This is a genomic window from Blastococcus sp. MG754426 (genome assembly GCF_021699055.1).
GTDB lineage: Bacteria > Actinomycetota > Actinomycetes > Mycobacteriales > Geodermatophilaceae > Blastococcus.
This window is the reverse complement of record NZ_SSXC01000027.1, coordinates 31,168-46,024: the sequence shown is the minus strand read 5'-3', so window position 1 is coordinate 46,024 and position 14,857 is coordinate 31,168. Positions and strand designations below refer to the sequence as shown.

Sequence of the window (14,857 nt, the reverse complement as noted above, 5' to 3'; positions counted from 1 at the left end):
AGCCAGGATCAAACTCTCCGTAGATGATTTGATACCGGCTGAGAACCGAGAGCTGACACTCTCGATATCAATCAACCAAAGGAATCCCAGCCAACCCACGACGGGGCCGGCACGGGGTATTACTTGGCACTGACTTTCGGCACGCTGTTGAGTTCTCAAGGAGCGGACGCGCACGACTTCCGGCCGATTTCTCGGCCTTCGTTCGCGGCGGTTTTTCCACTGTACACCGGGCTCCGCAGCAGCTCGGCCTCAGGGGCTCTGCCGGCGGTTTCCCGGGCCTCGCGGCCCGGTCCGTTCTCGCTCGGTGCAGGAGGAACCATACACGGCCTCGGAGGGGTCGTGCAGGGGGGTCCGGTGTGGCCCCCCGCACGCCCGCCGGCGCCTGGCCGGCCCGGCCGACGCCGGCGCCGGGCCCCCTCGCCGAGCCGGGGCGGGGCCGGCGGTTCAGGCGACGCCGCGGGGGCGGAACTGGACGCTGACCCGCGGGCCCACCGGCCGCGTCGTCTTCGGGATGCAGTGCTCCCACGTGCGCTGGCAGGAACCGCCCATCACGACCAGGTCGCCGTGCCCCAGGGGGAACCGCAGGGACTCGCCCCCGCCGACCGGCCGGAGCAGCAGCGGCCGCGGTGAGCCGAACGAGACGATGGCGACCATCGTGTCGGTGGAGCGCCCACGCCCGATGCGGTCGCCGTGCCAGGCCACGCTGTCGCGCCCGTCCCGGTACAGGCACATGCCGGCGGAGACGAACGGCTCGCCCAGCTCGGGCCCGTAGTGCCGGTTGAGCTGCTCGCGAGCCTCGGTGAGCAGCGCGTGCGGAAGCTGCTCGTCCCCGCCGTACCACCGGAGCAGCCGTGGGACGGCGACCTCGCGCTCGTACATCCGGCGACGGTCCTCCCGCCAGCCGATGTCGCCCAGCAGCACCTCGAGGACCTCGTCCGAGCCGGACACCCAACCGGGCAGGTGGTCGACCCACGCCCCGCGGTCCAGCCGGTGTCGCACGACGGCATCGAGCGGGCCGAGCGTGGCCTCCTCGGCGAGGTCCCACATGGAGGGCTGGTGCGCCAGCGTCATGGGACAGACGCTACCCGGGCTTTTCGCACATGTGTGCGAAAAGCTGTGGAGAACTCAGGCGGTGAGCGCCAGCACGAACGGGAGGACCGCCGAGGCACCGGCCCGCCGCAGCTCCCGGCCGGCCACGGTCATGGTCCAGCGGGAGTCCGCCAGGTCGTCCACCAGCAGGACCGGCCCCGACAGCGCGGCCAGCTGCTCCCGCAGCTCCGGCCCCACGACGACCCGGTCCCACACGGCGGCGAGCCGGAAGGCGCTGTTGCCCCCCGGCTGACCGGTCGGCCCGCCGTGGGCGAGCGACAGCTCCCCGAGGTAGGGCAGCCGCCCCATGCGGGCCAGGCCCTGCGCGACCCCGCTGACCAGCTGCGGGCGACGTCGCGACGGCATCCCCACCACCGCTGCCGGGCGCTCAGCCCAGTCCCAGGCGGCGAGCACCCGTCCGCAGGCCCGCAGCAGCTCGTCGTCGGGCGGCACGTCGGAGACCGAGCGCCGCACCGGCACGTCGAAGGCGGCGTCCGGGTCCTCCTCGATGCCCGGCGCCTCGAGCTCGACCACGCCGCCCAGGCCGTCGTCGCCGAGCAGGGTGCGCAACCGCTGACCCCAGCCGAGGTCGGTCAGCCGGGCGACCGCCCGGCCGGTGTGCAGCTGCTCGCCCGGCGCGATCTTGCCCTTCACGCCCACCCCGAGCCGGTCGGCGCCGGTGGGCCACATGGCGCGGGGCGCGAGCTCCACCCCGGGCCGGTCCAGGGCCGCCGATGCCTGCTCGGCCGCGCCCTCGGGCACGTCGGTCGCGTACCAGGGGCCGGCGCAGACGTCGCACCGGCCGCACGGGGCCGCCGTCGGGTCGTCGAGCGCGGACTGGAGGAACGCCATGCGGCACTCGGCCTCGTCGACCGGCTTCGCGTAGCCGAGCATCGCGCGCTGCTCGGCCTCCCGGGTGCGGGTGACCCGGGCGTAGCGGTCGGCGTCGTAGACCCACGGCTGCCCGGTGGAGCGCCAGCCACCCTGCACCCGCTCCACCGCGCCGTCGACGGCGAGGACCTTGAGCAGCAGCTCCAGGCGGGAGCGGCGCACGTCGGCGACCGTCTCCAGGCGGGCCACCGACCAGGCCTTGCCGTCGGCCATCGCGGTCAGCACGGCGGCCGCGTGGTCCTCCCGCGGCATGGAGGAGGTGGCGAACCACTGCCATATGGCGATGTCCTCGGGGCCGGGGAGCAGCAGGACGTCGGCGTGCTCGACGGCGCGCCCGGCACGGCCGACCTGCTGGTAGTAGCTGACGGGCGACGACGGCGCCCCGAGGTGGACGACGAACCCGAGGTCGGGCTTGTCGAAGCCCATGCCGAGGGCCGAGGTGGCGACCAGCGCCTTGACCCGGTTCTCGCGCAGCGCCTCCTCGGCGTCCTTGCGGTCGGCGTCGTCGAGCCGCCCGGTGTAGGCGCGGACCTCGTGGCCGGCGTCGCGGAGCAGGTTCGCCGTCTCCTCCGCCGCCGCGACCGTGAGCGTGTAGACGATGCCGCTGCCCGGCAGGTCGCCGAGGTGGGCGGCCAGCCAGGCCAGCCGCGCCCGGTCCGACGGCAGCCGCAGCACGCCCAGCCGCAGCGAGTCGCGGGAGAGCGGGCCGCGGACCGTCGTCACCTCGACGCCGCCGGCGCCCAGCTGCTCGGCGACGTCCTCCACCACGCGCTCGTTGGCGGTGGCGGTGGTCGCGAGCACGGGTGTGCCGGTGGGCAGCGTGCCCAGCAGGTCGCGGATGCGGCGGTAGTCGGGGCGGAAGTCGTGCCCCCAGTCGGAGACGCAGTGCGCCTCGTCGACGACGACCAGCCCGCAGCGGGCGACGAGGCCGGGCAGCTGCTCCTCGCGGAAGCGCGGGTTGGTCAGCCGCTCGGGGGAGACGAGCAGGACGTCGACGTCGTCGGCGGCCAGGCGGGCGGCGATGTCGTCCCACTCGGTCATGTTGGCGCTGGAGATCTCCACCGCGCGGATGCCGGCGCGGGCCGCGGCGGCCACCTGGTCGCGCATCAGCGCCAGCAGCGGCGACACCAGCAGCGTCGGGCCCGCACCGCGGCGGCGGAGCAGCGCCGTCGAGACGAAGTACACGGCGGACTTGCCCCAGCCGGTGCGCTGGACGACCAGCGCGCGCTGGGAGCGCTCGACGAGCGCCGCGACGGCGGCGTCCTGCCCCTCGCGGAAGACGGCGTCGGGGCGGCCGGTGAGCTCGCGGAGGATCGCAAGGGCTTCCTCCTGGACCGAGCCGGCGATCGAGGACGGCGGTGCGGCGGTGCTCATGGCGACGACAGTAGGCACGGGCAGGGACGGAACGGGTGGCCGCGCGGGACCTGGGGACGGCGGGGGAGAATCCACAGGCGATGGCACTCGAGAGGGCACACCAGGGGCAGCTGCCGGCCGACAACCACGTGCACACCCACTGGTCGTGGGACACGCCCGACTCCTCGACCATGCGGAAGGCCTGCGAGCGGGCGATCGCGCAGGGGCTGCCGGCGATCGCGTTCACCGAGCACCTGGACTTCACCGTGTGGCACGACGAGGACCGGGCCACCGCGGAGGGGCTGGTCGACCGCTACCCGGCCCACCAGCTGCCCATCGACGTCGAGGGGTACTTCGCCGAGCTGGCCGAGGTGCGCGACCGGTTCCCCGAGCTGCGCATCTGGTCGGGCATCGAGACCGGCGAGCCGCACCTGTTCGCCGCCAGCATCGCCCAGCACCTCGAGGACTCCCCCGTCGACCGGATCCTCGGCTCGCTGCACTCGCTCTCCGACGAGGGCCGGCTGGTCGGGGTGGGACGGCTGCTGCACGTGGACGCCGACGCGACGATGCGCCGCTACCTCGGCGAGATGGTCGGGATGATCGAGAGCAGCGACGTCTTCCAGGTGCTGGCGCACGTGGACTTCCCGCGCCGGTACTGGCCGGGTGGCTCGCACCGGTACGTGGAGAAGGACTACGAGGAGGAGTACCGGGCGGTGTTCCGGGCGCTCGCCGGCAGCGGCCGGGCCCTGGAGATCAACACCAGCAGCCCGCTCGCCTCGGCCGACCAGGTCCGCTGGTTCCGCGAGGAGGGCGGCGAGGCGGTCAGCTTCGGCAGCGACGCCCACGCCCCCACGGCGGTCGGGCAGAAGTTCGACCTCGCCGTCGCCGTCGCCGAGGCCGCCGGCTTCCGGCCGGGGCGCGACCGCTTCGACTTCTGGCGCCGCTGACCATCAGGCCGGGGCGGCGGCGGGCTGCGGCCGGTACCAGGCCCAGAACGCCAGGCCGACGACGAGCGACCAGAACGCCGACCCGATGCCGCCCACGGTGACGCCGCTGATCGCCACGAGGAACGTGGCGACGACGGGGATGCGGTCCTCGGCCCGCGCCAGCGCACCGCTCAGGGACGCCGCCAGCACCGGCCACAGCGCCAGGCCCGCGGCCGCGGCGACGAAGCCGGCCGGGGCGGTGACCACCAGCGCGGCGACGGCGGCCGACACCAGCGCGAACCCCACGTACGCGAGGCCGGCGGTGCGGGCGGCCAGCCAGCGCCGGGACGGGTCGGGGTCGGCCTCGGGCCCGGCGGCCAGCGCCGCGCTGATGGCGGCGAGGTTGATCGCGTGCCCGCCGAACGGGGCGCCGAGCAGCGTGCCGGCCCCGGTGACGGCCATCGCCGACCGCCAGGGCGCCCGGTAACCGTAGGCCGCCAGCACCGCCATCCCCGGCACGTTCTGCGAGGCCATGGTGACCAGGAAGAGCGGCAGCGCCAGCCCGACGGCGGCGGTGGAGGTGAGGTCCGGCGTCGTCCACTCGAGGACCGGGACCAGCGCCGCGGCGTCGACGCCTCCGTCGCGCCAGGCCAGCCACCCGGTGATGCCGAGGGTGACGGCGAAGGCGGCCGGCACGGCCCAGCGCGCGGAGAACCGCAGCAGCAGCGCCCAGACCAGCACGACCGGGACCACCAGCCAGGGCATCTCCAGCGCGGACCGGACCGGCTGCAGGCACAGCGGGACGAGGACGCCGGCCAGCATCGCCTGGGCCAGCACGGGGGGAATCGCCCCGATCGCGGCACCCAGCCGGGGCCACGCCGCGGTGAGGAGCACCAGCGCGCCGACCACGACGAAGGCGCCGACGGCCACCTCCCAGGACGGCGCGGCGGCGGTCGCCAGGAGGGCGGCACCCGGCGTGGACCACGCGACGGTGATCGGCATCCGCGTCCGCTGGGCCAGCAGCACGGTGGCCAGCCCCATCGCCAGCGAGAGGACGACCAGGCCCGAGGCCGCCTGCCCCGGCGTGGCGCCGACCGCGCGCAGCCCGGTGAGCACGACGGCGAACGAGCTCAGGAAGCCGACGAGCGCGGTCACCAGCCCGGCGACGGTCGTCGACGACGGGGCGGCGGGCACGGCGCGGGACGCTAGCCCAGCCCGGCGGGGCGCACGGACCGCGGCCGGCCGGGGTGGGCGACCTCACGCCCGCGCGGCGGCGTCCCCGCCCTACGTTGCTGCCCATGGGTGCTCCTCCGACCATCCGGGACGCCACGGTGGCCGACGCCGCCGCCTGCGCGGCCATCTACGGGCCCTACGTCACCGGCACCGCGATCACCTTCGAGGCCGAGCCGCCGACGCCGGAGCAGATGGCCGGCCGGATCGCCGCGGCGCTGCGCACGCACGCCTGGCTGGTGCTGGAGGACGACGGCGCCGTCGTCGGGTACGCCTACGCGGGGCCCTACAAGGAACGCGCGGCGTACCGGTGGTCCTGCGAGGTGAGCGTCTACCTGGCGCCGGGCCGCGGGCGGCGCGGCGGCGGGCGGGCGCTCTACACCGCGCTGTTCGAGCGGTTGGCCGCGCGCGGCTACCGGACCGCGGTCGCCGGCATGACGCTGCCCAACGACCCGAGCGAGGCCCTGCACGCGGCGATGGGCTTCGAGCCGATCGGCACCTACCGGCGGATCGGCTGGAAGCACGGCCGGTGGCGCGACGTGCTGTGGGCGCAGCGGCCGCTGGGTCCGTACGACGACGAACCGGTCGATCCGAGCTGACCTCCTCCGGCCAACTACTTCACCGCTAAGGAAAATGCCGCTAGGGTCGGCGGGGTGACGTCGACCCGCGTGGTGATCGCCCTCGGCGGCAACGCCATGACCGGCCCCGACGGCTCCGCGACCCCGGAGGCGCAGCGCGACGCGATCCGGCAGGCCGCCGGGCACGTCGCCGAGGTGGTGGCCGCCGGCGTGCAGGTGGTGCTCACCCACGGCAACGGCCCGCAGGTGGGCAACCTCCTGGTGAAGAACGAGCTCGCCGCGCACGAGGTGCCGCCGGTGCCGCTGGACTGGAACGTCGCCCAGACCCAGGCCACCATCGGCTTCACCGTCGCCGACGAGCTCGACGCCGCCCTCGCCGCGCGCCGCCTGCCCCAGCGCACCGCCGCGCTGGTGACCCGCACGCTGGTCGACGGCGACGACCCGCACTTCGCCGAGCCCTCGAAGCCGGTCGGCCGCTTCCTCCCCCGCGAGCGGGCGGAACGGTTCATCTCGCTCGGGCAGACGTGGGAGGACCGCGGCGAGAAGGGCTGGCGCCGCGTCGTCGCCTCGCCGGAGCCGCTGTCCGTCGTCGACTCCGCCGCCATCCACGCCCTGGCCGCGGCCGGGTTCGTCGTCGTCTGCGCCGGCGGTGGCGGCATCCCGGTCGTCGACGACCGCGTGGACGGCCACGCCCTGCGCGGCGTCGAGGCGGTCATCGACAAGGACCTGACCGCCGCGATCCTCGCCCGCGACGTGGACGCCGGCACCCTGGTCATCGCCACCGACGTCCCGAACGTGATGGTCGGCTTCGGGACCCCCGCGCAGCGCCCGCTGGGCCGGGTCACCGTCGCGGAGCTGCGCGAGCTCGCCGCCGCCGGCGAGTTCGCCCGCGGCTCGATGGGCCCCAAGGTCGAGGCCGCCCTACGTTTCGTCGAGGCGGGCGGTGCCCGTTCCGTCATCACCTCGCTCGACCACATCGCCGACGCCGTCCGCGGCGACGACGCCGGCACCGTCGTCACCACCACCTGAAGGGAACCCGCATGCCCGCACCGATCGAGGTCCGCAAGGTCCCGCTGCACAACGTCAGCGACGCCTCCGAGCTCGCCAAGCTCATCGACGACGGCGTGATGGAGGCCGACCGCGTCGTCGCCGTCATCGGCAAGACCGAGGGCAACGGCGGGATCAACGACTACACGCGGATCATCGCCGACCGCGCCTTCCGCGAGGTCCTGCTCGAGAAGGGCTCGCGGAGCAAGGAGGAGGTCGGCGACATCCCGATCGTGTGGTCCGGCGGCACCGACGGCGTCATCAGCCCGCACGCCACGATCTTCGCCACGCTGCCCGAGGACGCCGTCGAGAAGACCGACGAGCCGCGGCTGACCGTGGGCTACGCCATGAGCGACGTCCTGCTGCCCGAGGACATCGGCCGCGTCGCGATGGTCGAGAAGGTCGCCGAGGGCGTGAAGAAGGCGATGGCGGCCGCGGGCATCACCGACCCGGCCGACGTGCACTACGTGCAGACCAAGACGCCGCTGCTGACGATCGACACGATCCGCGACGCCCACCAGCGCGGGGAGACGACGATCCTCGAGGAGCCGCACGGCTCGATGGACATCTCCAACGGCACGACGGCGCTGGGGATCGCGGTGGCGCTCGGCGAGATCGAGCTGCCGACGCAGGAGCAGATCATGCGCGACCTGTCGCTGTACTCGTCGGTCGCGTCGTGCTCGTCGGGCGTGGAGCTGGACCGGGCGCAGATCGTCGTCGTCGGCAACGCCCGCGGCCACGGCGGCAGCTACCGCGTCGGCCACTCGGTCATGAAGGACGCGCTGGACCAGGACGGCATCTGGGCCGCGATCCGCGACGCCGGCCTGGAGCTGCCCGAGCGCCCGCACCACACCGACCTCGGCGACCGGCTGGTCAACGTGTTCCTCAAGTGCGAGGCCTCGCCGGACGGCAAGGTGCGCGGGCGCCGCAACGCGATGCTGGACGACTCCGACGTCTCGTGGCACCGCCAGATCAAGGCGTGCGTCGGCGGCGTGACCGCGTCGGTGACCGGCGACCCGGCGGTGTTCGTCTCGGTGGCCGCGGTGCACCAGGGCCCGTCCGGCGGTGGCCCGGTGGCCGCGATCGTCAAGGCCTGATCAGCTCTCAGCGGCACGCCTACTTCGGGGAGGTGGGGCTCCGGACGGTCGTCCGGGGCCCTGCTTCCCCGAAGTCGTTCCTCGCGAGGATCAGGCCACGAGGCCGTGCAGGCCCGCCACCGGCGGGAGCGGTGAGGTGAGCTCCTGGTCCGCGACCGGCCGGGACGGCGCGGGGACGGGCGGCCGCCCGCGGCGCTCGGCTCCCCCGGGGATCACGAACCGGTAGGTGGCGTCCACGTCGCGGACGGCGAAGACGTCCGCGTCCGGGCCGGCGTGGTGCAGGACGACGGTGTCGAAGCGCTCCGCCACACGGCGGAGGGAGTCCGCGTCCGAGACGTCGATGACGGTGCCGCCCGCGGCGAGCCCCGCCACGGGGACGATCCGGTCGGCGTGCCGCACGACGAACTCGTCGGCGGCGTCACCGCGGCCCGCCCGGCCGAGCAGAGCCCCGACGCCGGCGACGGCCAGCGCGAGCACCAGCACGGCGAGCGCGACGCCCCGTGCGACGCCGATCGGCACCGACAGCGCCAGGACGTCGAACGAGCGGGGGCCGACCGTCGTCACCGGCACGGAGGTCGGGGTCAGCGTGGTCAGGACGGTCCCGGGGTCGCCGGCCAGGCGCAGCGCCGTCGGGTCCAGCGCGAAGTCCAGCCCGGCCGGGGAACCCGCCTCGAAGGCGGTGCCGCGCACGCTGCCGGACAGCGCCACGGTGGGGGTGACGGTCAGCGTCGCGGTGCTGCCCGAGGCCCCGACCTCGGCGTAGTGCTGCGCCAGCACCTCGGCGGCGCGGGCGGCGTCGACGTCGACCGACGCCGTCGCCACCCCGCCCGCGTAGCCGACGACGGGGCCGCTGGTCAGGTAGGTGGTCCAGCCGTCGGCGGCCTGCACGGTGACGTCGAGGCGCAGCGCGCCCTGGAGGCCGGTGAGGTCGGGGCCGGTGACGGTGTCCTCGTAGGAGACGGTCAGCCCGGTCGAGAGCCTGGTCCAGACGGTGTCGCCGGTCGCCACCGTCCCGTCGGGGTAGGTGGTGCCGCGCTCGGCGGTCCCGGTGTAGGAGAAGCGCCCCTGCTGGGTGACCGTGGCCGGCTCCTCGACGGTCTCGGTGCCGGGGACGGCGAAGAGGGCGCCGGCGCCGAGCGCGGCGACGAGCGCGACGGCCCCGGCGGCCAGCGCGGCCTGCCGGGCGCGGGCCCGCACCAGCGCCGTCGGCGTGCCGCGGCGGACCTGGGGCAGCCGCACCGCGGGCACGGAGATCGACGGCACGGGGAAGGACGGGACGGCGAGGGACGGCCGGCGCAGGGCGGGCAGCCGGCGGCGGAGCACCCGGGCGCGGGAGCCGCCGCGCTTCCGGCGTGCCGCGGAGAGGACGAGGGAGGCCGCGAGACCGACGGCGCCGAGCACCCACGGGGAGGCGATCGCCTCGAGCGCCGTGCCGCCCTGGGGGATGCGGACGAACAGCCGGCCCAGGATCTCCTCCTGGGCGGGGCGGTCCTCGTCGAGCCAGTCGTTGTTGTCGCCCTGGGTCACGAACCCCTCGGCGTCCGCGGCGACGATGCGGTGCATGACGATCGTGTTCAGCGACTCGCTCTGGTAGGCGACCACATCGCCCACCGAGTAGGAACCGGCCCTGCTGAGGATGGCGAGGTCACCGGCGGAGAACCCTGGCTCCATGCTGTCCCCGAAGGTGGAGACGTACGTCGTGCCACCGCCGAGGCCGGCGGGCCAGAACAACCACACGGTCGCCAGCACCAGCGCGATGACGGCGCTGGTGCTGGCGACTCGTGATGCGGCGGTCATGGGGCCCTGTCCACGGGGAGCGGAGTGGCTCTGCGAGCCGCTCCGCCGAAGAGGGATCGACTACTTGGACGTGACCGTCAGGCCGACCTCCGTGATCGTCTCGATGTCGATCGTGTTGGAGACGTCGCACTTGATGGTGTGGGTGGTCGTGGCGACCGCTTCGTAGCCACAGGTGAAGGGGCTACCGGTGATCTGGGTGGCTCCCGCACGGAGAGTCAGGAGGGCGTTCATGTCGGTGGCGTCCTCGGTGATCGTGAAGACGATCATGTCGAGCTTCGAGGCGTCCGTGCCGAGGGGGGTGTAGGCGATGTTGCTGACGGTGACACCCGTCGCCGTGTAGTCCATGTAGCCGACGACGTCATCGCTCGTCGCGTTGTTGGTGTTGCCCGCGGTGAAGGCGGAGGAGGTGGCGGCGACGCCGGCGACCGCGACACCGGCGAGCAGAACGCGCGACAGGCGCATGGCAGTGGTCCTGTTCTCTCAGTGGCCCAGACCCGCCGGGATGCTGGTCACCCGGTCCACGTGCTGGCTGCGCCGATTCGTTGACGCCCCAGTTCTCGGCAGGGCCCCGCGCCTTCTCAACTCCTGTCCCAGAAGAAGCCGGAGTCGCCGAGTCGACAGTTCCGGGACGGTGACCGGAATGGCTCCGGAATGGCTCCGGAATGGCTCGGCCGAGTCGTCTCGGCCACCTCCCGGCGCGCCTTCCAGGGGCGGCGGGGGTACGGCCTAGCGTGTCCCGGAACCTCCCCGGCCCGCGGGCAGGTGCAACTGCAGGAGGGAACGGGTCGTGCGTCCGTCCGCGTCGTCAGGCCCCGCTCCGCTCGCCCCGGCGGCGGCCGTCCCGGCACCGCGGGCACCCCGGCGCGCCGCCGAGCGGGACACCAGCATGGAGGACGCCGCCCAGCAGGCCGGCGTCCTCGCGCGGGCCTCCCGCGAGGTCTCCGACACCTCGGCGGAGGCCGCCGCCTCGCTCGCCGAGCTGCGCGCCGCCATCGGCGACATCTCCGCCAGCACCGGCCGCGCCTCGGTCGTCGCCGAGGAGGCCGTGCACGACGCGCGCGCCGTCGACGAGCGGATCGCCGCGCTGCAGGCCGCCAGCGAGTCGATCACCCGGTTCGTCCGGCTGGTCGGGGCGATCAGCCAGCAGAGCCGCTTCCTCGCGCTCAACGCCTCCGTCGAGGCCGCCCGCGCCGGCGAGCTCGGCCGCGGGTTCGCCGTCGTCGCCGACGAGGTCAAGGAGCTCGCCGACCGGACGGCGCAGGCCGCCCGCGACATCGACGCGCAGATCACCGCGGTGCGGCGGGAGACCCAGCAGGCCGTCGAGGCGGTCCGCCGGATCACCGGCACGCTGGGCTCCATCGCCGAGGCGCAGGACACCATCGCCGCCGCCGTCGAGCAGCAGCGGGCGGCCACCGACCGCGTCGTGCAGAACGTCGAGCGGGCCGCCGGCGGCTCCGCCCGGATCAGCGAGGCCGTCGGGCAGCTGGCCGAGAGCCAGCGGGTGGTCTACGTCCGCCGGGCGCTGGCGGTGGCCGAGCAGCGGCTGGCCGGCCTCGGCGGCGCGCGGCTCGGCGAGGGCCGCACCCGGCTGACCGTGCGCGACCAGGCCACCGGGGCCACCCGCACCGCGGAGCTCCCCGACCTGCTCCTCGGCGACCGGCCGCTGGAGCGCACCGACGACCCCCGGCGCCCGGCGGTGCTCGTGGACGACGTGGTCCGCGAGGTCGGGGGCAGCTGCACGCTGTTCCAGCGCCTGGACGGCGACGCCGGCATGGTGCGGGTGGCGACGACGGTGCTGGACCCGGCCGGCCGGCGCAACATCGGCACCGCCATCTCCCGGACCGACCCCGACGGCCGCCCCAACCCCGTGCTCGCGGCCGTCCTCGCCGGCCAGACCTACACCGGCGCGGCCACGGTGGCCGAGCGGCCGTACTTCACCGCCTACACCGGGCTGCACGACGACGGAGGCGCCCTGATCGGCATGCTCTACGTCGGGCTGCCGCTGGACGCGCTGCCCGGCACGGGGGCGTGACCGCGTCCGCCACGACCTGTCCACCGGTGCCCGTCCTCTAGGTTGAGCGCCGTACGCGCCCCGTCGCCGGGCGGCTCGAGGGGGATGCGGTGAAGCGGTCACGGCGCGTCAACGCTGCCCTCCCGGCCCTCGTGCTGCTGCTCGTCGTCGCCGCCGAGATCGTCAGCGGCCGCGGCCAGGTGGTGCTCGGCCTCAGCGTCATCGCCCCGCTCGCGTCGGCCACCTTCCTGGGACGGCGGGCCACGGTCGCCTATGCCGCGGCCGCCTTCGTCGTCGCCACCCTGCTGGGCCTCTACAGCCAGCAGTACACCGCCGAGACGGCGGTGGCGCAGACGATCCGCCTGGTCGCCGTCGCCCTCGGTGGCGCCCTCGCCGTGCTCACCTGCCAGCTGCGGCTGCGCCGGGAGGCCCACGTCGCCCGGCTCAGCGCGGAGGCCGCGGCGACGCGGGCCGCCGTCCGTACGGGGGAGACGCTGCAGCGGGCCCTGCTGGGCGAGGTCCCGACCGTCCCGGGGCTGGAGACCACCGCCCGCTACCTGCCCGGCGCGCGGGACGCCCAGGTCGGCGGGGACTGGTACGACGCCTTCCCGCTCACCGACGGACGGACGATGCTGGTCATCGGCGACGTCGCCGGGCACGACGCCCCGGCGGCGGCGACCATGGCGCAGACCCGCGGCATGCTGCGTGCCCTGGCCCGGGTCGGGCACGGCTCCCCCGCGGCCGCGCTCACCGCGCTGGACGACGTCCTCGCGGGCCTGGGCCTGGACACGCTGGTGACGGTCGCCGTGGCCACCGTCGACCCGCGGGACGGGGGCGCCGACGCGGTGCCGCTGCAGTGGTCCAACGCGGGGCACCCGCCGCCGGTGGTCGTGCGGGCCGACGGGCGGGTCGAGGTGCTGGAGCGGATGCCCGACCGGCTGCTGGGAGCCGGCCCCGGCGACGGGCCGGCCCGCACCGACCACGACGTGCTGCTGCGCCGGGGGGACACGCTGCTGCTGTACACCGACGGGCTGGTCGAGCGCCGCGGCATGACCCTCGACGACGGCACCACCTGGCTGGTGCGGACGCTGCGGGACATCGGCCGCGAACCGCTGGGCCGCATGTGCGACGGGTTGCTCAGCGCCCTGGGGAGCCGGGGCGACGACGACATCGCCCTGCTGGCGGTGCGGCTCCCCGCCTGACGGGCGGCGCAGATGCCGGGCCGGCCGGGATGCCGCACGATGGGCGCACCGCCGGACACGGGCGGTGACCCGGTGCGACGGCGACGCCGTCCCCACATCAGGAGCCCCCATGCGAACTTCCCGCGTGCTCGCCGCCCTGCTCACCGCCACCGCCCTGACCGCGTGCGGTTCCGACGACCCCGGGCCGGGCGAGGGCGGCTTCCCGTCCCAGAACGTCCGGCTGCTGGTCCCGTACACCGCGGGCGGGCCGACCGACATCGCGGCGCGCGCCCTGGCCTCGCACATGCAGGAGGAGCTGGGCGAGACCGTCGTCGTCGAGAACCTCCCGGGCGCCTCGGGGGCGACCGCGTACCAGGAGCTGATCCAGCAGGACGCCGACGGGCACACCCTCTCCATGACCGCGCTGCCGACGGCGGTGCTCAACTACCTGACCAACGACGTCGGCTACACCCGCGAGGACTTCACCCCGATCGGCGTCGTCACCCGGGTCCCGTCGGGCATCGTGGTGCCCGCCGACTCACCCCACCAGGACCTGGCGTCGCTGTTCGGCGCCGCCCAGGAGGAGCCCGGTGCGGTCACCGTCGGCACGCCCGGCGCCACCAACACGCACGCCGCCGAGACGCGGCGGATCACCCAGCTCTACGACGTGCCGCTGACCGTCGTCCCGTTCGACGGCAACTCCGAGGTGCAGACGGCGCTGCTCGGCGGCAACGTGACCGCCGGCTTCCTCAACCTCTCGCAGGACGTGCTGCCGGCCATCGAGGCGGGCGACCTGCGGGTGCTGGCCGTCGGCAGCGAGGAGCCGTTGCCCTACGTCGACGCCCCCACCTTCGTCGAGGAGGGGTACCCGGAGCTCGTCCAGAGCACGACCACCTTCGGGGTCATCGCGCCCGCCGGGCTGCCCGACGACGTGCAGCAGACGCTCGAGGAGACGCTCCGCAGCGCCGCTGAGGAGGCGAGCGTGGTCGAGGCGCTGGACGAGCGCTACGTACCGGAGGAGTTCATCGACGGCGAGGGCCTGGCGGAGCTGTTCACCGAGACCGAGGAGACCTTCCGCGGCGTCCTGGACGGGTGAGCGGCGGCTCCCCTCCCGGGTCGGTGGCGGCGCCCACCACGGTGAGGTAGCGCGGGGCAACGGCGTCCACCAGCCACACGCCGTTGGCCGACCGGCGGAAGGCGGCGCCGTCCGCGGTCATGCCGGCCGCGTCCACCCGGAGCACGACCGGGCGGCCGCGTCGCCCGCCGACCGCCCGCGCGGTGACGACGTCGGCGGACAGGTGGACCGCGTGCCGGCGGCCCGGCCGCAGCCCCTCGAGCAGGATGGCCGGGAGGAACCGCTCGACGGTGCCGTGGAACAGCTCCTGCGGCGGCGGCTCGGGGAGGTAGCCGAGGTCGACCGGGACGCTGTGACCCTGGCTGGCCCTGATCCGCGTGCCGGTGCCGTCGAAGGCGAACCGGCGCCTGTCGTTCGCGGCCACCACGTGCTCGAGCTCCTCCCGGGTGATCCCGAGCGCGGCGAGCAGCCGGCCGACGTCGGCCCAGCCCGCCTCGTCGAGGGTGAGGCCGACCGAGTCGGGGCGGTGGCGCAGTACGAACGACAGCCGCTTGCTCGTCCGGACGACGTCCACGGCCCGCT

13 protein-coding genes are annotated in these 14,857 nt (G+C 75.0%); 7 read left to right on the top strand and 6 right to left on the bottom strand.

Annotated elements, in window-relative coordinates:
* Nucleotides 1–444 precede the first annotated feature (444 nt).
* A complete protein-coding gene (locus E9549_RS11165; protein ID WP_236826609.1) occupies nucleotides 445–1,071 on the bottom strand; it encodes an alpha-ketoglutarate-dependent dioxygenase AlkB in 627 nt (208 codons plus the stop codon).
* Nucleotides 1,072–1,125: 54 nt separating this feature from the next.
* Nucleotides 1,126–3,354 carry a RecQ family ATP-dependent DNA helicase gene (locus tag E9549_RS11160; RefSeq protein ID WP_236826608.1) on the bottom strand — a complete coding sequence of 743 codons (2,229 nt, stop codon included), beginning with the start codon at nucleotides 3,352–3,354 and terminating at the stop codon, nucleotides 1,126–1,128.
* 80 nt (nucleotides 3,355–3,434) lie between these two features.
* Here E9549_RS11160 and E9549_RS11155 point away from each other — a divergent pair, with 80 nt between their 5' ends.
* Nucleotides 3,435–4,280: a PHP domain-containing protein gene (locus tag E9549_RS11155; RefSeq protein WP_236826607.1), complete on the top strand. Its 846-nt coding sequence runs from the start codon at nucleotides 3,435–3,437 to the stop codon at nucleotides 4,278–4,280.
* Between the two features lie 3 nt (nucleotides 4,281–4,283).
* Here the strand turns inward: E9549_RS11155 and E9549_RS11150 are convergent, their stop codons facing one another.
* Nucleotides 4,284–5,453 (bottom strand): benzoate/H(+) symporter BenE family transporter, encoded by a 1,170-nt coding sequence (locus E9549_RS11150; protein ID WP_236826606.1) that lies wholly within the window; start codon nucleotides 5,451–5,453, stop codon nucleotides 4,284–4,286.
* Nucleotides 5,454–5,557: 104 nt separating this feature from the next.
* Between E9549_RS11150 and E9549_RS11145 the strand changes: the two genes are divergently transcribed.
* Genes E9549_RS11145 through E9549_RS11135 form a run of 3 tightly spaced genes read left to right on the top strand, consistent with a single transcriptional unit; the run spans nucleotide 5,558 to nucleotide 8,211 of the window.
* Nucleotides 5,558–6,088 carry a GNAT family N-acetyltransferase gene (locus E9549_RS11145; protein ID WP_236826605.1) on the top strand — a complete coding sequence of 177 codons (531 nt, stop codon included), beginning with the start codon at nucleotides 5,558–5,560 and terminating at the stop codon, nucleotides 6,086–6,088.
* A gap of 54 nt (nucleotides 6,089–6,142) precedes the next feature.
* Nucleotides 6,143–7,096: a carbamate kinase gene (locus tag E9549_RS11140; protein WP_236826604.1), complete on the top strand. Its 954-nt coding sequence runs from the start codon at nucleotides 6,143–6,145 to the stop codon at nucleotides 7,094–7,096.
* An 11-nt stretch (nucleotides 7,097–7,107) separates the two neighbouring features.
* On the top strand, nucleotides 7,108–8,211 hold the full coding sequence (locus tag E9549_RS11135) for a ring-opening amidohydrolase (protein ID WP_236826603.1): 1,104 nt from the start codon (nucleotides 7,108–7,110) through the stop codon (nucleotides 8,209–8,211).
* 90 nt (nucleotides 8,212–8,301) lie between these two features.
* Here the strand turns inward: E9549_RS11135 and E9549_RS11130 are convergent, their stop codons facing one another.
* Both E9549_RS11130 and E9549_RS11125 read right to left on the bottom strand, forming a co-directional pair.
* Nucleotides 8,302–10,008, bottom strand: coding sequence for a signal peptidase I (locus E9549_RS11130; protein ID WP_236826602.1), 1,707 nt, complete (start codon nucleotides 10,006–10,008; stop codon nucleotides 8,302–8,304).
* Between the two features lie 60 nt (nucleotides 10,009–10,068).
* Nucleotides 10,069–10,470 (bottom strand): hypothetical protein, encoded by a 402-nt coding sequence (locus tag E9549_RS11125; RefSeq protein ID WP_236826601.1) that lies wholly within the window; start codon nucleotides 10,468–10,470, stop codon nucleotides 10,069–10,071.
* Between the two features lie 424 nt (nucleotides 10,471–10,894).
* On the opposite strand from E9549_RS11125, the gene E9549_RS11120 reads away from it, so the two are divergent.
* From E9549_RS11120 to E9549_RS11110, 3 genes are all read left to right on the top strand, one after another.
* The gene (locus tag E9549_RS11120; protein WP_236826600.1) at nucleotides 10,895–12,040 is read left to right on the top strand and encodes a Cache 3/Cache 2 fusion domain-containing protein; all 1,146 of its coding nucleotides are present in this window, start codon (nucleotides 10,895–10,897) and stop codon (nucleotides 12,038–12,040) included.
* An 89-nt stretch (nucleotides 12,041–12,129) separates the two neighbouring features.
* Complete coding sequence (locus E9549_RS11115) at nucleotides 12,130–13,221, top strand: PP2C family protein-serine/threonine phosphatase (RefSeq protein WP_236826599.1); 1,092 nt, start codon at nucleotides 12,130–12,132, stop codon at nucleotides 13,219–13,221.
* Nucleotides 13,222–13,330: 109 nt separating this feature from the next.
* Nucleotides 13,331–14,296 carry a tripartite tricarboxylate transporter substrate binding protein gene (locus E9549_RS11110; protein WP_236826598.1) on the top strand — a complete coding sequence of 322 codons (966 nt, stop codon included), beginning with the start codon at nucleotides 13,331–13,333 and terminating at the stop codon, nucleotides 14,294–14,296.
* Here the strand turns inward: E9549_RS11110 and E9549_RS11105 are convergent.
* Complete coding sequence (locus E9549_RS11105; protein ID WP_236826597.1) at nucleotides 14,253–14,849, bottom strand: RNA 2'-phosphotransferase; 597 nt, start codon at nucleotides 14,847–14,849, stop codon at nucleotides 14,253–14,255. The genes E9549_RS11110 and E9549_RS11105 overlap by 44 nt on opposite strands.
* Nucleotides 14,850–14,857 lie beyond the last annotated feature (8 nt).